The sequence below is a fragment of the Pseudoxanthomonas sp. PXM04 genome, from assembly GCF_014851695.1.
GTDB lineage: Bacteria > Pseudomonadota > Gammaproteobacteria > Xanthomonadales > Xanthomonadaceae > Pseudoxanthomonas_A > Pseudoxanthomonas_A beigongshangi.
Genome location: NZ_JACVAG010000001.1, coordinates 1,153,649 through 1,173,598, shown reverse-complemented (window position 1 = coordinate 1,173,598; position 19,950 = coordinate 1,153,649). Strand labels below are relative to the sequence as shown.

Genomic DNA, 19,950 nt, shown 5'->3' with positions numbered 1-19,950 from the left:
CCTGCGACGGCGCGCCCCGATGCTGGCGCCGCGTGCCATGCGTGTCATGGCTGGCCCTTACAATACGAACATGCTCAGACACCTCGCGATCAAGGATTTCGCCGTCGTCCGCGCCACCGAACTGGAATTCGGCCCCGGCATGACCGTCATTTCCGGAGAAACCGGCGCCGGCAAGTCGCTGCTGGTGGATGCCCTGGGTTTCCTGTCCGGCCTGCGCGCCGACAGCGGCGTGGTCCGCCACGGCGCCGAACGCGCCGAACTGTCGGCCGAATTCGCCATCGAGGCCAATGCGCCGGCACTGGCATGGCTGCGCGAACAGGAACTGGACGACGAACTGGCCTGCCAGTTGCGCCGGGTGATCCGCGCCGACGGCGGTTCGCGCGCCTGGATCAACGGCCGCAGCGTGACCCTCGGACAGTTGTCCGACCTGGCCGGGCGGCTGGTGGAAATCCATGGGCAGCACGAACACCAGGCGTTGATGGACAAGGCCAGCCAGCGCGACCTGCTGGACGGCCATGCCCGCAACGCGACCGAACGGCAGGCGGTGGCGGCCGCCGCCGACCGCTGGTCCGAACTGCTGCGGGAACGCGAGCATCTGTCCCGCCAGGGCGACGTGTCCGACCGCATCAACTACCTGGAGCACCAACTCGGCGAACTGGCGCGCGAGGACCTGGCCCCAGCCAGCATCGAGAACCTGCTGGCCGGACATCGCCGCCAGGCCCACGCCGCCGGCCTCATCCAGGCCTGCGAGGCGGCGCTGGCGCGGCTGGGCGACGACGAATCGCCTTCCCTGTCCCGGCAATTGCAGCAGACCCGCGGCGAACTGGCGCGACTGGTGCAGCACGAGCCGCGCCTGGCCGAAATCGACGGCATGCTGGAAAGCGCGCACATCCAGATTGACGAGGCGCTCGGCCTGCTCGGCCAGGTCCGCGACGATCTCGACGCGGATCCGGAACAGTTCGAGGAACTGGAGCGCCGACTCGGCCGCATCCACGATCTGGCCCGCAAGCACCGCACCACACCGGACGATCTGGCGCGCGTGCGCGACGCCATCGCCACCGAACTGGACAGCCTGCGCGGCGCCGGCGAACGCCTGCTCAGCCTCAACAAGGACATCGAGGCCGCCCGCGAAAGCTGGAAATCGGCCGCCGCCCGGCTCACCCGCAGCCGCCAGCGCGCCGCCCGCGAACTCGGCAAGACCACCACCGCGCTGATTGCCGAACTCGGCATGGGCGGCGGCCGCTTCGAAATCGCGTTGGAACCCAACGAAGGCGACCGTCCCGACCCGGCCGGTGCCGAGCGGGTCGAGTTCCTGGTCGCCGCCAATGCCGGCCAACCGCCCCGCCCGCTGCGCAAGGTCGCTTCCGGCGGCGAACTCTCGCGCATCTCGCTGGCGATCGAGGTCGCAGCGCTGGGCGTGGACGCGGTGCCGACCATGGTGTTCGACGAAGTGGACTCCGGTATCGGCGGCGCGGTCGCCGACATCGTCGGCAAGAAACTGCGCGCGCTCGGCGCCCAGCGGCAGGTGCTGTGCGTGACCCACCTGCCGCAGGTCGCCGCGCAGGGCCACGCCCACTACCGGGTCAGCAAGGCCCCGGTCGACGGCATGACCCAGAGCGCGGTCGAAGTACTGACCGCCCGCCAGCGCGAGGAAGAGCTGGCGCGCATGCTAGGCGGCGTCGAGGTCAGCAAGGAAGCCCACGCCGCGGCCAAGCGGTTGCTGGCCGACGTCGCGGGCTGAGGAATCCGTTCGCACGCCCTTTTCGGGCGTCCCGGTTTCGGTCGGGACACCCGTGGAAGGGCGGAAAGGGCTCGCCGCCGGGAGGCCGCTCCCACTGCGGCTTCAGGCGTTGCGGGGTTCAGCGCTTCTTGCGCACGTACAGGACCAGCGAGTGTTCTTCCAGCAGGTAACCGTGCTTGGCGGCGATTTCGCGCTGCAGCTTCTCGATTTCCGGGCTTTCGAATTCGATGATCTTGCCGGTGTCCACGTCCACCATGTGGTCGTGGTGGCCACCGCGGTCCAGTTCGTAGACGGCCTGGCCGCCCTCGAAGTTGTGCTTCAGCACCAGGCCGGCGGCCTCGAACTGGGTCAGCACGCGGTACACCGTGGCCAGGCCAATCTCGTCGCCGTGTTCCAGCAACTGGCGATAGATGTCTTCGGCGCTCAGGTGATGCTGCGAGGTTTTCTGCTCCAGCAGTTCCAGGATGCGCATCCGCGGGTGGGTGACCTTGAGGCCAACCTTGCGAAGTTCTTGGGATTCCATATCGGCGTCTCCGTTCATAACCGGTTTAGCGCCGGCTGCCTGAAGCTGGGTTGCGGCGGTCGCCGGAAGTGTATCATCGGCATGTTTTCCACCTGTAGCCGTCCCATGCGCAAACTCCTGCTGGTCGCCGCCCTCGCCTCCCTGACTGCCGGCTGCGGCATCCTCTACAAGCAGCCGATCTACCAGGGCAACCTGCTGGACAAGGCCGCGGTGGATCAATTGCAGGTGGGCCAGAGCAAGCAGCAGGTGCAGGCGCTGATCGGCAGCCCGTCCATCGCCGATCCCTTCCACTCCCAGCGCTGGGACTACGCGGCCAGCGAGCGCACCAACCGCCGCGGCACCACCGAGGTCAAGACGCTGACCCTGCACTTCCAGGGCGACACGCTGGCCAGCTGGGAAGGCGAATACTTCCCCGAAAACGACCTGCAGCTGGCTTCGGACGTGCGCAAGTTCGGTCCCAACCTGGCCAAGGACAAGAAGAAGGGCGGCCGCGGCGGCCGCTGAGCCGGTCCGGCGCTAGTCCTTGCGGGCGCGGCGTCGCCGCGCTTCCTTGGGGTCCACCGTCAGGGGCCTCAGCAGTTCCACCCGATCCCCCTCGCGCAGGGCTGTCTCGGCCCGCGCCACCACGCCGTGGATGGCATAGCCGGTGATGTCCGGGTCGCCGGCGAATCCGGCCAGCCGCACCGCGTCGGCCAGTTGCGCGCCATCCGGCAATTCCACCGTTACCGTGTCGAAACGGTGCGGCCAGGCGCGGATGACCTCGACCTTCATCTCACTCGCCGCGGTCGGCCACGCGCACGAAGTCGTCCACCATGCGGTCGGCCAGTCCCTGGAAACCCAGGGTCAGCGCCGGCAGCAGCAGGCGGCTGGAGGGTTCGAATTCCAGGGTCAGGCTGACCTTGCAGGCGCTTTCGTCCAGCGCGTGGAATTCCCACTGCCCGTGCAGCTTGCGGAACGGCCCGTCGACCAGCTTCATGTCGATGCGGTGCGGACGGTCCAGGGTGTTCTCGGTGGTGAACCAGGTGCTCAGCGAACCCAGCCCCAGGTCCAGCCGGGCCACCAGCCGCTGCTCGCCGGTCTCGATGATTTCGGCGCCGCGGCACCAGTCGAAGCGGCGGGGATAGGCGGGGATATCGTTGACCAGGTCGAACATGCGGCTGGCGGCGTGTTCGACCAGGGCGCTGCGGCGGATGGTTTGCATTTGACTCGCTTGTGGTTCCGCCTTCGGCGACAATAAACGGATGGGCAAGAAACCGGACAAGAATAAAGCAACTGGCACGATCGCGTTGAACAAGCGCGCCCGCCACGAGTACCACCTGGAGGAACGCCTCGAGGCGGGGCTGGCGTTGCAGGGCTGGGAGCTCAAGGCCATCCGCGCCGGCCGGGCCAACATCACCGAGGCCTACGCGACCATCCGCCATGGCGAGATCTTCCTGTTCGGTTCGCAGATCACCCCGCTGATCCAGGCCTCCACCCACGTGGTCGCCGACGACCGCCGCACCCGCAAGATGCTGCTGCACCGGCGCGAAATCGACCGCTTGATCGGCAAGGTCGAGCGCGACGGCTACACCCTGGTGCCCACTTCGCTCTACTGGAAGGGCAACAAGGTCAAGGCCGAAATCGCCCTGGCCAAGGGCAAGCAGACCCACGACAAGCGCGCCGCCAGCAAGGAACGCGACTGGGCCCGCGAAAAATCGCGCGTGATGCGCCAGCACAACCGCGACGCCTGATTCGAGTGGTGATTCTTGTGGGAGCGACGTCAGTCGCGACCGTGCGAACAGCCCCTCCAGCCAAGAACCTCATGAACGGATCGTGCCCCGGTCAGGACATGTCGGCCCGGAATCCCGGTCGCGACTCACGTCGCTCCTACGGAGGCGGCACGACGCCCCTCACCCCGCTAACCGCCCGTTGACCGCCGCGCCGTCACGAGCTTGTAACCACCCCACCCCGCCCCTACACTGTCGCGGTCAGGAAACATTCTGGCTCCCGGGGGTGCACTGGCTTCGACGGGGGTTGCGAAGTTGCCTGGTGCATGCCGAGGGGGCAGCTTTCCTCGTTAATCCAGCGGCAAAACTCTAGTTGCCAACGACGACAACTACGCTCTCGCCGCTTAAGGCGTAAGCCCCGAAACTGCTTGTGTCCGTGCTCGCAGCGTAGGGTCATTATCACGGAATCGCCGGGGGCCGCTGCCTGTCAGCTCCCGGTCAACCTCTAACAGGCTGGTCCTGGGGTGCGCTTTGCCCACCGTGCTGCCACAGGACGAGACTTAACGGCGGGATAAGCATGTAGTACCGGGGATGGAGTGCCTTCGGACGGCGGTTCAATTCCGCCCACCTCCACCATTCACAGGAAAAGGCCCGCTTCGGCGGGCTTTTTCTTTTCCGTCCAGAAGCGGGCTAATGATCGGCCTGCGTCCGGCCGTGTTCCCGCCGGCGCTGGCGCGCGTCCTTCGCCTTCTGCGCCATCGCTTCGTAGTGCGCGCGCAGGCGTTCCAGTTCGGATTCTTCCAGTTCTTCCAGATCCAGTAGCTCGTTGTTCGCGCGCGAGGTCACGTGGATGAGTTCATCCAGCTTGATCTGCATCGCCTGGGTGTCGCGGTTCTGGGTGTTCTGGATCAGGAACACCATCAGGAAGGTGATGATGGTGGTGCCGGTGTTGATCACCAGTTGCCAGGTATCGCTGAAGCCGAACAAGGGGCCACTGACCGCCCAGGCGATGACCACCGCCAGCGCCAGTCCGAAACATGCGGGGCGACCGGTGAAGGTGGAGGCCTGCTTGGCCAGGCGGGTAAATGCGGAAAGTTTGTTGTTCATGGCCAAATCCTGTTTGTCCGGTCCGGTTGGAGCGGGACTGTGGACGCTTCCGCATGTTCGCGTGGTGAAGGAGGATGGCCGGGATGAACCATGGGTACCCGCCGGTTTTCGGGTATTGGCAGGAAATGGTTCGCAACCAGGCATTCCAGTTGCCCGCTCTGGACCTCGTCCGGATATGCAGCGGACACGGCATTGCCGTGGTCGAGTCCGCGAACGTTCTCTCCACCGTGGTTGCGGAACCCTGCGATCAGTGCCGATCGGGCACTCATCCGAGGCAAGCCATGAAGATCAAGACCGCATTGCTCGTACTCTTCGCGCTGCTGTCCTGCGCAGCCGCCACGTCCTGCCGGAACACCGATCCGGCGCCAGCCGGGCACAACTCAGCCGCTCCATGACGGATGCGACACCGTCCCCGGCACGCCGGGGACGGTGTCGCCGGACGTCACGCGCGCTCGATCAGGCGCACGTTCCGGCAGGGCGCGGAGCGATGCCCGCAGCCCGTCAGTGCCCAGGCCGCGGACGGCGGACGCCGGCTCGTAAATCCATACTCCGTCATCGGTCGCCATCGCGGGCGCAGCCAAAAGGGGCCCCGCACCTTGCCGACCTCGTAGCTTTCGTTTCGAAGCGCCGATATGCCCGTGCGCGCCTCTTCCGCCATCTGTTCGCTCAGCCTGCCGAACCCGACGCCATGGAGCAGCGAAGCTCCGAATCCACTCCCTTCCACCGCTTTGCGCCACGGAGGATGCCAAGCGGACCACGCTACGGACGCGCCGGGACGCGTGCCGGCCTGACCCCACTGACGGCTGGAATCCATTGCGACGCGCGCTGTTTTGGAAGCGCGCGGGTCCAGCATGATCGGCCCAGCCGTTTTCACGCGTTCTTGCCACTGCGGGATCGAACTTCATGCTGTTTCCGGCGAAACGCCGGATGCCTGTTCCATTCCACACAAGGACGCCATGAACGCTCCACCATCACCTTCTTTCTGGAAGCGCAACGGCCTCTCGCTGGTGCTGGTCGCGCTGTTCGCAATGTTCCTGTTCGGCCAGATCATGGCCGGCTACGCGGCGTGGAATGAAGACCGGCTGGGTGGTCACCTGCCGCCGGAGACCCTGGCGATTTACCTGACCAGCGGCCATTTTCTTTCGGCGACCTTCGAAAACTGGGAAAGCGAATTCCTGCAGATGGGAATGTACGTCCTGCTCACCGTCTGGCTGCGCCAGCGCGGTTCGGCCGAATCACGCCCCCTCGACCCGGCCGAGGAAGAAGAGCGGGTCGATCCCGGCCCCACGCCTGCCCCGGTCCTTGCAGGCGGTGTGTGGCGGTGGATGTACGCGCATTCGCTTTCCATCGCGTTCCTCGTGTTGTTCGTCCTTTCGTTCGTTCTGCACGCATGCGGCAGCTGGCAGCACGAGAACGACGAACGCGGGATGGCGGGCAAGCCACTCATTTCGCTGGCGGAGCACCTGGGTGGCGCGCAGTTCTGGTTCGAGTCGTTCCAGAACTGGCAGAGCGAATTCCTGGCCGTGCTTTCAATCGTCGTGCTGTCGATCTTCCTGCGCCAGGACAAGTCGCCCGAGTCCAAGCCCCTGGCCGCGCCGCATCGCCAGACCGGGACCTGAGCAGGGAGCCAGCCGCCATCACATGCAGGTCTGGCGGCAATCATCCGGAACGACTATGACATCGCGTCGCTTCCGGTCGGACTGGCGACCCGCAGATCGTTGCGGATTCCGCGTACGCCGCTGCACGCGTCCACGAGGTCTTCGGCGTGGTGCTTGAGCCAGCGCTGTTCGACCTGGCCGCTCAGGGTCACCTGGCCTTCGTTGACCTCCACCGTGATGGCCCCTGCGTCGAGCATTGGATCGTCGGTCAGGCGTTCGTGGATGTCCTCGCCTATGCGCTCGTCCGAACGCTTGTAGCCGCGTGGCCCGCGACCACGATAGCTGCGCGGTTCCGGCAACCCGGCGCGCCGGTCTTCATAGTGGTATCCGCCCGGATAGGGCTCCAGTTCCGCATCGTCCCAATCCATGCCACCCATCGAGCGGTAGGGGGCGTATCGTCCCTGCTCCCGCTGTTGCCGCGCGGATGCCCGTGCGCCACCCGGCCATGCGCGCTCCTCGTGCTCGGAAGAATTGGCGTAACCCCTGAGATCGGAGCGTTCACGCCCGCCATGGATCTGTGAATACCCGCCGGGGTTGTGGCCCTGTGTCTGCGACCAGGCATGGAAATCGCGCGGGTCGGTGGGATCTTCGTGGCGCGGACTGCCCGACAGCTCGCGTCGTGCGTCTTGCGGTTTCATGGCAACCTCCGTTGGTCGACATCGCCGGCATTTCTATCCGGCGCCTTGGGAAACGCCAGGGTGGATGGCGTGAGCAGAGAGTGCGGACCATGGCGTTTCTTCAGTGATAGCCCTGCCCCGCGCGGACCTTGCCGCGGAATACGCGGTACGACCATGCCGTGTAACCCAGGATCACCGGCAACAACAGCACCACGCCCACCAGCAGGAAACCCTGTGAAGCCGCGCCCGACGCCGCTTCCCACAGGGTCAGCCGGGGCGGCGCCAGATAGGGCCAGAGGCCGATCACCAGGCCGGCGAAACCGAGCCCGAAGAAGCTCAGGGTCAACACGAACGGGCGGGCATCACGGCCGTGCGCGAACGCGCTGCGCCACAGCCAGGCCGCATTGAGCAGCGCCAGTGCGGGCACCGGCGACAACCACCAGAAGTTGTCCTGTTCGAACCAGCGCGCCATCACCCGCGAGTCCAGGAACGGCAGCCAGGCACTGACCAGTCCCATGAACGTCACCACCAGCGCGGCCAGAGGCCGGGTCAGCAGGCGCGCCATCTGCTGGACCTCGCCCTCCGTCTTCATCACCAGCCAGGTGCTGCCCAGCAACGCGTAACCCGCAATCAGCGCGGCGCCGGTAAGCATGGAGAAGGGACTGAACCACGCGGCCGGCCCGGCCGTGGGATCGGCGGCGCGGCCTTCCACCAGCGCGCCGAGGATCACGCCCTGCCAGAACGCGGCGCCCAGCGATCCCAGCAGGAACGCCGCGCCCCACACGCGTCGCGAACGCCGGGCCTTGAAGCGGAATTCAAAAGCCACGCCGCGGAAGACCAGGGCAATCAGCATCAGCAGCACCGGCAGGTACAGTGACGACAGCAGCAGGGCGTACGCGGCGGGAAATGCCGCCAGCAGGCTCGCGCCGCCCAGTACCAGCCAGGTCTCGTTGCCGTCCCAGATCGGCGCGGCGGTGTTCATCATCAGGTCCAGTTGCGCCTCGTCCTCGGCGAACGGCGCCAGAATGCCCAGGCCGAGCACGAAGCCGTCCAGCAGCACATACATCAGCACCGCGAACCCGATGATGCCGAACCAGATGACCGGCAGGATCGTTTCCATGTTCACCTTTCCTCCAGCGATTCGTCGGCCGCCGACAAGGGACGCGCCGGCGTGTGCTCGCCGCCCTCGGTCTGCGGCGGCGGTTCGAAAGGCACCGGTCCGCGCCGGATCATCTTGACCAGATAGGTCAGGCCGAAACCGAACACGATGGCATACGCCACCGCGTAGATACCCAGCGACAGCGCCACGCTGGCCGCCCCCACCGGACTGACCGCTTCGGCGGTGCGCAGCCAGCCGTAGATGACGTAGGGCTGGCGCCCGAGTTCCGTGACGTGCCAGCCCGCCAGCATCGCCACGAAACCCGAAGGCAGCATGAGAATCCATGCGCGCTGCAGGCCGTGCGCTTGCGCCAGACGGCCCCGGTGCCACGCGATGAGCGACGCCAGCGCCAGCAACAGCATCAGTACGCCGATGCCGACCATCAGGCGGAACGCGAAGAACACCGGCACCACCGGCGGCCGCTCGTCCGCGCCCACGTCCTTCAGGCCCGGCGTCTGCCCATCCCAGCTATGCGTCAGCACCAGGCTGCCGGCGCGTGGTATGGCGAGTTCCATCCGGTTGCGCTCGGCCGCTTCATCCGGCCACGCGAACAGCACCAGCGGCTGGCCCTTGCCCGGCTCGGCCTGCCAATGCCCTTCCATCGCCGCGATCTTGATGGGCTGGTACTTGAGCGTATTGAGTCCGTGCAGATCACCCACCACCACCTGCAGCGGAACCGCGATGCAGGCGAAGGCGATGGCCAGCCGCAGCATCCGCAGACCGGCAGCCGCATGAAGATCCCGGCGCAGGTACCACGCCCCGACCCCGCCGATGACGAAGCACGTGGTGATGAACGCGGCCAGGCTCATGTGCGCCAGCCGGAACGGGAACGAGGGATTGAACACCAGCGCCCACCAGTCGATCGGCCGGAAGATGCCGTCGTCAAGCCGGAACCCCGCCGGCGTGTGCAGCCAGCTGTTCGCCGAAAGTATCCAGAACGTGGAAAACAACGTGCCCAGCGCGACCAGCAGCGTGGACAGGAAATGGATCTTCTCGGGCACCCGTCCCCAACCGAACAGCATGACCCCGAGGAAACTGGCCTCCAGGAAGAACGCGGTGAGCACCTCGTAACCCAGCAACGGCCCGAGGATGCCACCGGCACGCAGGCTCAGACCCGCCCAGTTGGTCCCCAACTGGAAACTCATCACGATGCCGCTCACCACGCCCATGCCGAAGGACACCGCGAAGATCTTCAGCCAGAAGAAATAAAGGTCGCGCCATACCGTCTGGCGACTGCTCAGCCAGCGCCATTCCAGGAAACCCAGCCAGCTGGACAAGCCGACCGTGAAGGCCGGGAACAGGATATGGAAGCTGATGACGAAGGCGAACTGGATGCGCGAGAGCAGCAGGGCATCCATGGCTCATCCCTGTCCAGTAGGCTCAATGGCGGTTGCTGTCACTGCCGCTGCGGTGGTCATCACGTCCCTTGTCGCGTGTGGGCGTTTCACGCTCCTGCGGCTGCTTGCGGGGTGAACTGCCCTTTTTTCCCGCGCGCAGGACGCGGGCATGATCGTCGGAGCGATCCGGACCTGCCGGTGGATGATGGCGCTCGCGGTTGCCACGTGTCGCGGTCATGACGGACTCCAGGGAGGGAACCGCCATCGACGCTAGCGCGCGCGCCGTTAGCGTGGAGCCATGCCCGGGTGAAGCGGATGCAAATCTCCAGGCGGGCTCAACCGTCGAACCACGGCACCTGCTTGGCCACCATCAGGTAGAAGATCGCCAGGAATGACAGCAGTGCTGGCACCCCCAGCGCGGTCCACGCGCCGAGGTGCGCCGCATAACGCGGCGGCAATTCGGTGCCCTGCTCCGCCGCCGCCTTGGCGATATCGCGCAACCGCATCTGCAGCCACATCACCGGTAGCCAGCAGGCCGCGGCGATCACGAACAGCACCAGCGACCAGAACAACCATGGCGTCGCCAGCGGAACGCCCATTCGATGGGCCAGGTACAGCCCGCTGGCGGGCTGGAATACGATGGTGGTGGCGGTGAAGATCCAGTCGGCGATCACCACCAGGCGCGCGACTGCCGCCACCAGCCTGGCGTCGCGGGTGCGGCTGGTGAAGAACAGATAGAACGCCGTGCCGATGCCGGTGCCGAACAGCAGCGTGGACGACAGGATATGCAGGTATTTAACGAGGATCAGATCCATCGGGCCGGTCCAATGCGTGCAGGACGAGAATCATCGCCAGCAACGGAATGTTCTTGAGCAGCGGGCCGAACGGGTGCCACCAGAATTCCGGTAGGCCGATGCTGATCAACAGGGTATAGGCGAGCACCAGCGCCAGTTGCGCACGGTAGATGCCGCGGCGCCGGCGCAGGACCAGTAGTGCCAGGCCCAGCACGGCATCCAGTAGCGCGCCGCTCCACAGCGCGAGGTCTGCCCAGTCACCGTGCAGGCCCAGCCGCGCCAGCAGCGCATGGCTGGCCGCGCGCGGATAGGCGAACAGCGAGACCCAGGCCGTGCCCAGCCACATCGCCGCCAGTGCCCAGCGCATCAGCACCAGATAGCGCAAGTGGCGGACGTGCATCGCCAGTCCGTGCGCCGCCCTGCGGTCGAAAAAGGTGGCGGGATCGCGCAGTGGCCGCCGCAGGAACACGCGCAACGCTGAAGGGTCGGCGGTGTTGCCACGTTCCAGCATCGCCAGCGCGTCGGCGCTGGCCAGTCCGCCCCGCATGCGTCCCGCCCAAGACAGCATGCGGCGCAGCAGCGGCAACGGTACGGACAGGAATGCGGACCGGCGCGCGAATGCCCGCCGGAACATGTCCAGATACTCCCGCAGTTCGAGCGGACGCGGCCCGACCGCGGCGGTCATCGCCGGCGCTTCGTTGTCGACGGCCAGGCATTCCAGCAACGCCGCGATGTCGTCGATATGGATCGGCTGGATGCGTTGGCGTCCGTCGCCCGGCAGGGGCGTAAGCGGCAAATCCGCCCATCGCGCGAACTGGCGCGTGCTGGCGCCTTCGGGCGCGAACACCAATGAAGGCCGCACCACCCTCACCGATACCGGCAACGCGAGCGCCTGCGCATCGGCGCGCCCCTTGGACGCCAGGAATTCCTCGTTTGCGCCCGGATCCGCGCCGAGGGCGGAGATCTGCACGATTCGCGGCACCCCCGCCTCCACCGCGGCATGGAACAGCGCCAGCGGGCCTTTCACGTGCACTGCATCGAAGCTCTGTTTCCCTTTCTCGCGAAAGATGCCCACCGCGTTGACCACCGTGTCCACGCCGCGCAATCGCTCGACCAGCGCCGCGTGCGCGGGCGGCGCGGTGTAGTCCAGTGCCAGCGTCGCGCTGTCGCCATCCGCGCCGCCGTGCGCGCGCCCCGCCAGGATCACCGTATGCCCCGCCGCCGCCAGTCGCCGCACCAGCGCCGCCCCCAGCAGTCCATCGCCGCCGGCAACGAGCACGCGCATCAGCCGTTCTCCTGGCCGCGCGTGTTCCGGCGTGCATGGGTATCGGGTTCGGTCGCGAGCATCATTTCCACGTTGATGGTGATGGGATGGAGCCGGCGCATCGACGGCGCCACGCCCGCCGGTACCAATGCCGCCAGCCAGTGGGTCTGGGATCGTTCCGCACGCCGCGCGCGCGGCTGGTCGTGGCGGCATACGGCCATCGGCTACGGCGTGCATCATGCCAGTTCGGTGTTCTGGGCGCTGATGTACGAAGGCTGGCGACACCGGCATCCGGGCCGGCCGCTGGCGAAGGCATCCGTGATCGCCGCCCTCGCCTACGTCGTGGACTACCATGTGGTGCCTCCGCGGCTGAGCCCGGGCTTCGAACACCGCATCGCTCGTCCGGGGATGCTGATGACCTACGCCGCCTTCGCGCTCGGGCTGTACCTCGCCGACCGGCGGAGGGATACGCGTCGCTAGGCATCGCGCGCGCGCCAGGCGGCCCGCGATTCGGCCAATGCCGGCAACATCACCAGCAGCACCGCGGGCAGCAACACCCACGCCTGCTTCGCGTTGGAGGGCATCGGGTCGCGCAGCGCGACCCGCCAGCCCCACGTATCCTGGCTTGTTCCGGTCGCCACTGCCAGCGCGATCAGGCCGAACCAGGGCGCCATGTCCAGCACGCTGTGGACATGCTGCTCCAATGGCCCGATCCGGCGCAGCGGATAGGCGACCTGGGTATCCCGATAGCCTATCGCCGCATGCATCGTCACCAGCACCGCCAACACCAGCAGCACCGTCCATGACGGTTGCAGATACAGCCACAGCAGCACGCCGGTGCCGATGAGCCCCAGTTGCACCAGGTGCAGGCGCGATTCGGCCCAGCCGGAGGTATGGGCCAGGTCCTCGCGCCAGTGCAGGGTGAAGTCGGCCAGGCCGGCGCACAGCCAGAGGATGTAGCCCGCATAGGCCCATTCGGCGGCGAGCATGGCTCAGGAAGCCTTTTCCCATGGGAAGGGCGACAACGGTTCGCTCGTGGGGCCATTGAGAATGGCGCCGCTGGCCGCATCGAAGCGCGAACCATGGCAAGGACAGTCCCAGGATTTTTCCTCGCTGCTCCAGCGCACCACGCAGCCCAGGTGCGGGCAGCGCGCATTGAAGGCATGCAGGTGTCCATCCGCGCCGCGATACAACGCTACCCGATGCAGGCCGCGGCGCAGCACCGCGCCGGTGCCACGCGCGATCGCGTCGGCGTCGGCCACCTCGCCCGGCCGGATCCAGTCGCGGTATTGCAGTGCTGCATTGGCGTTCTCGCGCAGCCACTCGCCGCCGCCACGCACCGGCTTGCGAGCCGGGTCGTAGAGTCCGGTCCATGGATTGTCGCGCCCCTGGATCAGATCCGTGATCAACAACCCGGCCAGGGTACCGTGGGTGATGCCGTTGCCGGAGTCACCGGTCACCAGGTAAACATTCTCGTTGTCGGGATCCCGGCCGATGAAGGCCAGACCGTCCGCCGGCTCGAGTACCTGGCCCGACCATGCATGGGTGAATCGTCCTATTCCCGAGAATCTCGCCTTCGCCCATTCCTGCAGGCGCACATAGGCGGTCGGGTCATCCTCCTGTCCGGTCTTGTGATCCTCGCCGCCCACGATGACCTGCACCGGATCGGCCGCGTCGCCCGGCATCTGCAGGCGCACGTAGTGGTAAGGATCGCCGTCGTCCCAATACAACGCGTCGGGCAAGGTCTCCGGCGGCGCCTCCGCGACCACGGCGTAGGTCCGGTAGGGCGCCTGCTTGGTATAGGTCGCTCCGGTCTCGTGGAATGGCACGTTGCTGGCGACCACCACCGCGTTCGCGCGCACTTCGCCGTCACGCAGGTGCACGCATGGCTGCGCACCACCTTCCACCGCGCTGGCCTCGGCGCGCAGGAACGCGCCGCCTGCATCACGCACGGCCTTGGCGAGCACCAACAGGTACAGGCCCATGTCCACCCGCGCCTGCTGATCGAACCGCAGCACCGGCCCCAGCGCGGCAGGTGCCTCCTCGCCCTCGCCCACCAGTTCGGCCGACAATCCCGCGGCCCGTGCCGCCTCCTCCTCGCGGCGCAGGTTGTCGGTATCCCCGTCATGCGAGAACAGATAGCCGGGCAGCCGGCGGAATCCGCACGGCGGATCCGAGGCCAGGGCCAGCTCCTCGATCCAGTCGATGGCGGCCGCATGGCTGGCCGCCGCCAGTCGCGCCCCCTCCTCGCCATGCTGGCGGGCCAGACGGTAGTAGCGATCGTCCAGCGCGGACGCCAGATGCGCGGTGGTGCGCAGGGTTTCGCCCGCGCCAAGGCCGGCGCGATCGATGACCAGCACCCTCCTGCCTTCGCGGCACAGGCACAGTGCCGTGCTCAGTCCGGCGATGCCCGCGCCGACGATCACGACGTCCTGTGCTTCGCTGACCGGGCCTTCGAGAAACCAGTCCGCGGTAGCCGTGTCCACCGGCGTCCAGAGCGGTTGCGTGCGTGCGGTACCCATGGCGGATTCCCTGCTGCGAGGATGGGCTTGGCTTAGCCCACCCCGGAAAAAAATAAAGTGAAGCCTCCACCAGCACCCGCCACGTCGGCCGAATCTGCGCGAGCTCGGGTTGGAAAATTTTCCGCCTTCCCGTCCCGGCGTGCACCAGGCGTCATGCCGACCGGTTGAAAGCTGGCATGGGCATTGCGGCGATCCGTTCGGGCACTTCCCTGCCCGCAAACAGGAGACTTTCAATGCCAACCCAGAACCGCAACCAGAACTCGGGCCAGGATTGTCGTGGCTTCGCCAGCATGGACCCGGACAAGCAGCGCAACATCGCCGCCGAAGGCGGCCGCGGCGACCACTCGCCAGGTCATTCCTCCGTCGTCTTGCGAGGAAGGAAAACGCGGGCCGCGGGCCCGCGTTTTCCTTGTGTCACGGAGATTGCCTCAGACCCGGGGCGGATCCGTCTCGCGCTCGGGGTTGCGATGTCCGGCAATCGCGCCGACGAATCGGGACAACGCCTCCTCGCCGGCGAACTCGGCCATCACGAGGGCATCGTCGGCGTTGGATTCGATATCGATGCCGGCGACCGACAGCACTTCGCTGGCCGTGCCGAGCGCCAGGATCGCCTTGCCGTGGCGCCAGGCATCCCGCACGAATTCCAGTACCCGGCCGTCGGCCGACCACAACGCCACCGCTTCCTCGCCGGCCGGCAGCACCAGCGCGTCGAACAGCACGCTGGGCTCGTTCTCGACCGAGGCGTCCGCGTCGAGCGTTTCCCCCTCCTCGGTTTCCAGCGCGCCGACCTGTGGACCCAGCACGCGCACGCCCGCGCCCCGACCGCCCAGCGCTTCCACCAGCGCACGCACATCCTTGGCGCGCACGCCGCGCGTGGCCAGGATCGCCACCCGCCGGCTGCGGATGCCGCCGTCTCCCGGCCTGGCGGTCAGCGACAGCGCGGGCGACAGGGTCACTTCCGCCGCCGGCGGTCGTTCCAGTGCGCGCGGCATCGCCGGTGGCAGTGCCATGCCCAGCCCGGCGGCGACTTCAGCCGCCAGCGTCTCGGAGACATTGCGCAGCATCGAAACGACCCGGCGCCGGATGGCCGGCACCGTCACCTTGCTCAACTCGAAGCGGAAACCGGCGGCGATGTGGCGTTTCTCGAACGCGGTCTGGCTCTCGTAGAACAGGGTGGCCTGGGCGAAATGCTCGGCGAATTTCTCGGGTTTTGCCCGTACCTCGTCGCCTTCGGACGGCTCGGAAAACGAGACGAAACCGGCCGCACCCGCCTGGAACGGGCAACCGCCGCCCAACGAATTGGGCTCGTACGAGACACGCCCTCGATGGATGGCCTGCCGGTGCATTCCGTCACGCTGGTTGTTGTGTACCGGCGCCAGCGGCGCGTTGATGGGAATCTCGTGGAAGTTGGGCCCGCCCAGCCGGCTGATCTGGGTATCCACGTAGGAATGGATGCGTCCGGCCAGCAACGGATCGTTGGTGAAGTCGATGCCGGGGATCACATGCGCGGCGCAGAACGCCACCTGCTCGGTCTCGGCGAAGAAGTTGTCCGGATTGCGGTTTAGCACCAGCCGCCCGACGACGCGCAACGGCACCAGTTCCTCCGGCACGATCTTGGTCGCGTCCAGCACGTCGAAGCTGAAGGCCTCGGCCTGCTCCGGGGTGAAGATCTGCAGGCCCAATTCGTATTCGGGATAATCGCCGGCCTCGATTGCCTCCCAGAGATCGCGCCGGTGGAAATCGGGATCCGCGCCGGAGATCTTCACCGCCTCGTCCCACACCAGCGAATGGGTGCCGAGCACGGGATTCCAGTGGAACTTGCAGAACACCGAATCGCCGTCCGCATTCACCAGCCGGAACGTGTGCACGCCAAAGCCCTGCATCATCCGGAAACTGCGCGGGATGGCGCGATCGGACATCAGCCACATCAACATGTGGGTGGATTCGGGCATCAGCGAAACGAAATCCCAGAAGGTGTCGTGGGCGGATGCGGCCTGTGGCATCGCATGATGCGGCTCGGGCTTCACCGCGTGCACCAGATCCGGAAACTTGATCGCGTCCTGGATGAAGAAAACCGGCATGTTGTTGCCCACCAGGTCCCAGTTGCCCTCGTCGGTATAGAACTTCACCGCGAAACCGCGCACATCGCGAGCCGTGTCCTTGGAGCCCCGCTCGCCAGCCACGGTGGAGAAGCGCACGAATACCGGCGTGCGCTTGCCGGCGGCTTCGAACGGGGCGGCTCGGGTGAGTTCGGACAGGCTCTCGTAGGCTTCGAAATAGCCGTGCGCGCCGGAACCCCGCGCATGCACGATACGCTCGGGAATCCGTTCGTGGTCGAAATGGGTGATCTTCTCGCGCAGGATGAAATCCTTGAGCAGCGCGGGCCCACGCAGACCGGCCTTCAGGCTGTTCTGGTTGTCCGCCACCGGCACGCCCTGGTTGGTGGTCAAGCGGCGATCACCGGCATCGTTGCGCACGCGCAGCAGCGGGCCGCTGCCGGCGTCCATGCCCGGCAACGCCGGTTCGCCGGACTTTCCGGTGTCGTTGCGCTCGCTCACCGTGCTGGCGGCCGCGTCCGGCGCGGGCGCTGGAACATGCTCGCCCTCCGGCGGATCCAGCGCATGTTCCAGACCGTGCTCGGCCGCCTTGCCGGCGTTGTACTCGCGCTCGCTTGACCATGCTTCGGCCAGGCGGGCGACCTCGGCCTGCGGCACGCCCAGCCCCCCGGACCGTCCCTCGGCCGGGCCGGAATCGGTACGGGGGCGGGCTTTCTTCCCCGTAGCCGACCGCTTGGAGGGGGTTTGCTTCTTGCTCATGGCGGACACCTCCTGGAGAGAGGTGTCCCAAGCTAGCCCGATGGAGTGAACAGAATGCGTTCGGCAGTCGACGCGAGTGATTCGGCAGGCCAGGGCCTGGCTTGCTTACCCATCGACATGTTCATCCGCCGGCATGCACCTGGCTTGACGCACCGGTGCCACCCTCAAGATAGGCCAACAGCAGTTCGGGCATCCCGCTTGTCACCTCGCCCGGCGGCTCGTCGTCGCGAAGGTCCAGGTAGATTTCTGCCGCAGCGGACAGGGCATCGCGAACCGAACCGGCGTCATGCACGGCCACTGTACGTGCCAGCAGTTGGATCGCCGCATCATCCCACGTCTCCATTCGCCGCAGGCCCCGCTGCGCGCGCCCGGCCCTGCGATGAAGCATCGGCCCCAATACCTGATCGCGGAAAAAGGCGAGCATCCCCATGGCCTCGAACAGTTCGCCGCGCCCCCGCTTGGCCGCACCGTAATGCAGCCAGATCCAGGCCCGCTGTTCGAACCATTCCGGGGAGCGCTCCGGCCAATGGATGATCGCCGCGTCGAGTCGGGCTTCGATATCGGCGGCGTCGCGGGCGAACAGCACCGCGGGTCGTTCTACGAGCCGGCCCAGATCTTCCGCAACGATGAATTTGAGATCCACATGGAGCAAGGGAGGACCGTAAAGACAGATGAGCAACCTCGGTTCGCCGACATGCTCTCCACTGAAAGCTGACAGCAGGTCGCCCAGGCTTTCCGCGAACTGCCTGCGCGTGGCCATGACCTCGGAATACCCGCCAGACTCCACGACCACCACGAAATCCAGATCCGAATAGCGGTCGAAGCCGCCGTGGACATAGGAACCGCCCGCAAGCAGGGCCTTCAGCCGCGGGTCGCGGGAAACCCCGGCCCGTACCCTTTCGACAAACGCCTGGTGCTGTGGGGGAAGCATTCCGCTCATGTCCGGCGCTCGAAGGACACGGGCCAAAGCCGGATTGCAATCATGCGGATTCGACTTCCGGGTTGCTGCGGAGCGTGCGTCCGGGAAATCCGCGCTGCGCCTGCATCCCGCGCATCAAGGACACGCCCGCTCCGTACACCAGCAACGGCGCGGCCCAGCTCAACCACAGCAGCGTCGGAATCATCACCATCGGCGAGGCGAGTTCCATCATGCCGGGAATCCGGATCAGCGCCCGGAAGGTGATCGGCGCCAGCGTCACCAGGTAGCAGCCGATCATCCATCGCCGGTGCACGTCCACCTGCCCACGGCGGATGGCGCGATAGCCCAGGAAGGCGGTGACCAGCCAGGCCAGCGCGGTGGCGCCGAATGCGGTGCGTATCGCGGCCGGCGCAGGGCTGGTCAGGATCAGTCCCACCGCGCCCACGCAGGCGACCAGCATGCCCAGCAGGAAAGTCCGGCCAGTCCAGCGATGCACCCGCGGCCAGTTGCGGCGAAGTTGCGGCAGGAATTGCAGCGCGCCCAGCAGGACCGTCAGCGCGCCACCACCGATATGCGTCCACAGCCACTCGCGCCGGGTCCAGAACATGCCGTAGCTGCCGGCATTCAGTTGGGTGTACTTCTGGTAGGCGATGGAGAGGAATTCGAGGGATGCCAGTGCGACCGCCGACCATGCCACGGCGACCAACAGGATTTTCAGAAGGTGGCTGTACGGGTATGGAGTCCGGACGTGGGTTTCTGAAGACATGCGGGTGCCGTCGACGGGATGCCGCCGCCAGCCTAACGCAATGCCCTCGAACCAGACAGCGGCGTGTTCAGGTGGCAGGCCGGAGTGGAATCCCTTTCCCTGTCCGTTGTTGGCGCCATCATGCCGACGTAGGATGAGGCGCGTCCGCAGAATGCGCACTGGCCTATGCCAGGCGTCCAATGCCGGCTCGACCTTCTTTCCTGCAAGGGATAACGCCAGCCTGGACACCATTTCCCTGCTCGTCGTCGGACTCGGCGCGCTTGCCCTGATGCTGGTGGTGGCGTTGCCCGCCTGGGTCGCCTGGTTCATCGCCTGCCGCTCCCGCATGCCAGTCGAGGCCCGTCGCTCCTTCATCCTGGCGTGCCTGCTGCTGACGTTTGGATTTGTCACGCTCGCAGGCGGATTGTTCCTGCCGCTGGATCTTGCGGCGATCTATCTTGCCCCCCAATGGTCGGTCGATGGTCACATGCGCACCGCCAACGCGATTCTCGTCCTGGCCGAATACGGTTCCGACATCGCCTGCCTGGCGACAGGGTTGCTGGCCTCCATCATCGTTCCCTTGAAACTGCGGTGTGCCTGGCCGCGGATTCTCGTCGCCGCGCGCGGAGGAAAGTAACCGGCATGGAGTTGCCGTTCTCCAGCGACATCATGCAGGCCAGGACGTGGAGCCAGGCCTTCCCTCCATGCCACTGGGATCGGCCGACAGCAGATCCTCGTGCAGCATGAAGACGTCGTTGCCGTCGACGCCGGGATCGCCGATGGCGTAGAGCGTCGAAAACACCGCCTCGTAGGCCGTGTTCCGCATCAGCAGGCAGATGTCCCGGGGATCGGCTCCGAGAGCAAGCAGCCGCTCGAGGGCCGGTCCGCTGTCGGCCAGCGGATCATCCGGTCGCTGTTTGGCATGGGCGATCACCTGGGCCAAACCATCCGGCCTGAGCTGGATGTTGATTACCTCGGCCCAGAGGTGTGCCAGGAGTTCTTCGCGAGTGGACATGATGTTCCTGTGGTTCGTGGGGTGGGT

At 66.6% G+C, this 19,950-nt stretch carries 22 protein-coding genes and 1 other RNA gene; 7 read left to right on the top strand and 16 right to left on the bottom strand.

Annotation, left to right across the window (positions count from 1 at the left end; genetic code table 11):
* Positions 1-70 precede the first annotated feature (70 nt).
* On the top strand, positions 71-1,741 hold the full coding sequence (gene recN, locus IB228_RS05520) for a DNA repair protein RecN (RefSeq protein WP_192197786.1): 1,671 nt from the start codon (positions 71-73) through the stop codon (positions 1,739-1,741).
* A 118-nt stretch (positions 1,742-1,859) separates the two neighbouring features.
* Here recN and fur read toward each other — a convergent pair whose 3' ends face one another.
* On the bottom strand, positions 1,860-2,264 hold the full coding sequence (gene fur, locus IB228_RS05515; protein ID WP_181444074.1) for a ferric iron uptake transcriptional regulator: 405 nt from the start codon (positions 2,262-2,264) through the stop codon (positions 1,860-1,862).
* Between the two features lie 105 nt (positions 2,265-2,369).
* Between fur and bamE the strand changes: the two genes are divergently transcribed.
* On the top strand, positions 2,370-2,768 hold the full coding sequence (gene bamE / locus IB228_RS05510) for an outer membrane protein assembly factor BamE (protein WP_141452999.1): 399 nt from the start codon (positions 2,370-2,372) through the stop codon (positions 2,766-2,768).
* Between the two features lie 12 nt (positions 2,769-2,780).
* Here the strand turns inward: bamE and IB228_RS05505 are convergent, their stop codons facing one another.
* Both IB228_RS05505 and IB228_RS05500 read right to left on the bottom strand, forming a co-directional pair.
* Complete coding sequence (locus IB228_RS05505; RefSeq protein WP_183641605.1) at positions 2,781-3,035, bottom strand: RnfH family protein; 255 nt, start codon at positions 3,033-3,035, stop codon at positions 2,781-2,783.
* 1 nt (position 3,036) lies between these two features.
* A complete protein-coding gene (locus tag IB228_RS05500) occupies positions 3,037-3,465 on the bottom strand; it encodes a type II toxin-antitoxin system RatA family toxin (RefSeq protein ID WP_141453001.1) in 429 nt (142 codons plus the stop codon).
* A gap of 40 nt (positions 3,466-3,505) precedes the next feature.
* On the opposite strand from IB228_RS05500, the gene smpB reads away from it, so the two are divergent.
* The gene (gene smpB, locus IB228_RS05495; RefSeq protein ID WP_141453002.1) at positions 3,506-3,994 is read left to right on the top strand and encodes an SsrA-binding protein SmpB; all 489 of its coding nucleotides are present in this window, start codon (positions 3,506-3,508) and stop codon (positions 3,992-3,994) included.
* A gap of 258 nt (positions 3,995-4,252) precedes the next feature.
* Positions 4,253-4,606: a transfer-messenger RNA gene (gene ssrA, locus IB228_RS05490) on the top strand.
* Between the two features lie 54 nt (positions 4,607-4,660).
* On the opposite strand, the gene IB228_RS05485 is transcribed toward ssrA, so the two are convergent.
* Positions 4,661-5,077, bottom strand: coding sequence for a low affinity iron permease family protein (locus IB228_RS05485; protein WP_192197785.1), 417 nt, complete (start codon positions 5,075-5,077; stop codon positions 4,661-4,663).
* Between the two features lie 956 nt (positions 5,078-6,033).
* Between IB228_RS05485 and IB228_RS05480 the strand changes: the two genes are divergently transcribed.
* The gene (locus IB228_RS05480; protein WP_192197865.1) at positions 6,034-6,696 is read left to right on the top strand and encodes a DUF6766 family protein; all 663 of its coding nucleotides are present in this window, start codon (positions 6,034-6,036) and stop codon (positions 6,694-6,696) included.
* Between the two features lie 53 nt (positions 6,697-6,749).
* On the opposite strand, the gene IB228_RS05475 is transcribed toward IB228_RS05480, so the two are convergent.
* The 6 genes from IB228_RS05475 to IB228_RS05450 form a co-directional block, all read right to left on the bottom strand.
* Positions 6,750-7,373, bottom strand: coding sequence for a BON domain-containing protein (locus IB228_RS05475; protein ID WP_192197784.1), 624 nt, complete (start codon positions 7,371-7,373; stop codon positions 6,750-6,752).
* Between the two features lie 100 nt (positions 7,374-7,473).
* Complete coding sequence (cydB, locus tag IB228_RS05470) at positions 7,474-8,472, bottom strand: cytochrome d ubiquinol oxidase subunit II (RefSeq protein ID WP_192197783.1); 999 nt, start codon at positions 8,470-8,472, stop codon at positions 7,474-7,476.
* Between the two features lie 2 nt (positions 8,473-8,474).
* Positions 8,475-9,869, bottom strand: coding sequence for a cytochrome ubiquinol oxidase subunit I (locus IB228_RS05465; RefSeq protein ID WP_192197782.1), 1,395 nt, complete (start codon positions 9,867-9,869; stop codon positions 8,475-8,477).
* A 22-nt stretch (positions 9,870-9,891) separates the two neighbouring features.
* Complete coding sequence (locus tag IB228_RS05460; protein WP_192197781.1) at positions 9,892-10,086, bottom strand: hypothetical protein; 195 nt, start codon at positions 10,084-10,086, stop codon at positions 9,892-9,894.
* 97 nt (positions 10,087-10,183) lie between these two features.
* The gene (locus IB228_RS05455; RefSeq protein ID WP_192197780.1) at positions 10,184-10,663 is read right to left on the bottom strand and encodes a DUF2269 domain-containing protein; all 480 of its coding nucleotides are present in this window, start codon (positions 10,661-10,663) and stop codon (positions 10,184-10,186) included.
* Positions 10,644-11,927, bottom strand: coding sequence for an SDR family oxidoreductase (locus IB228_RS05450; protein WP_192197779.1), 1,284 nt, complete (start codon positions 11,925-11,927; stop codon positions 10,644-10,646). The genes IB228_RS05455 and IB228_RS05450 overlap by 20 nt, the downstream gene beginning before the upstream one ends.
* Between IB228_RS05450 and IB228_RS05445 the strand changes: the two genes are divergently transcribed.
* A complete protein-coding gene (locus tag IB228_RS05445) occupies positions 11,853-12,386 on the top strand; it encodes a hypothetical protein (RefSeq protein WP_192197778.1) in 534 nt (177 codons plus the stop codon). The two genes, IB228_RS05450 and IB228_RS05445, sit on opposite strands and share 75 nt — an antisense overlap.
* Here the strand turns inward: IB228_RS05445 and IB228_RS05440 are convergent.
* The 5 genes from IB228_RS05440 to IB228_RS05415 all read right to left on the bottom strand — a co-directional run bounded on the left by IB228_RS05440 (position 12,383) and on the right by IB228_RS05415 (position 18,860).
* Entirely contained in the window at positions 12,383-12,895 is a 513-nt protein-coding gene (locus IB228_RS05440) for a hypothetical protein (RefSeq protein ID WP_192197777.1), read from the bottom strand. The two genes, IB228_RS05445 and IB228_RS05440, sit on opposite strands and share 4 nt — an antisense overlap.
* 3 nt (positions 12,896-12,898) lie before the next feature.
* Entirely contained in the window at positions 12,899-14,428 is a 1,530-nt protein-coding gene (locus IB228_RS05435) for an FAD-dependent oxidoreductase (RefSeq protein WP_192197776.1), read from the bottom strand.
* 428 nt (positions 14,429-14,856) lie between these two features.
* Positions 14,857-17,244: a catalase gene (locus IB228_RS20000; RefSeq protein ID WP_192197775.1), complete on the bottom strand. Its 2,388-nt coding sequence runs from the start codon at positions 17,242-17,244 to the stop codon at positions 14,857-14,859.
* A gap of 121 nt (positions 17,245-17,365) precedes the next feature.
* Positions 17,366-18,184 (bottom strand): nucleotidyltransferase domain-containing protein, encoded by an 819-nt coding sequence (locus IB228_RS05420; protein ID WP_192197774.1) that lies wholly within the window; start codon positions 18,182-18,184, stop codon positions 17,366-17,368.
* 40 nt (positions 18,185-18,224) lie between these two features.
* Positions 18,225-18,860 (bottom strand): DUF2306 domain-containing protein, encoded by a 636-nt coding sequence (locus IB228_RS05415; RefSeq protein ID WP_343227054.1) that lies wholly within the window; start codon positions 18,858-18,860, stop codon positions 18,225-18,227.
* Positions 18,861-19,080: 220 nt separating this feature from the next.
* On the opposite strand from IB228_RS05415, the gene IB228_RS05410 reads away from it, so the two are divergent.
* Positions 19,081-19,545: a hypothetical protein gene (locus tag IB228_RS05410; protein WP_192197772.1), complete on the top strand. Its 465-nt coding sequence runs from the start codon at positions 19,081-19,083 to the stop codon at positions 19,543-19,545.
* A 30-nt stretch (positions 19,546-19,575) separates the two neighbouring features.
* Here the strand turns inward: IB228_RS05410 and IB228_RS05405 are convergent, their stop codons facing one another.
* On the bottom strand, positions 19,576-19,923 hold the full coding sequence (locus IB228_RS05405) for a hypothetical protein (RefSeq protein WP_192197771.1): 348 nt from the start codon (positions 19,921-19,923) through the stop codon (positions 19,576-19,578).
* Positions 19,924-19,950: the final 27 nt, after the last annotated feature.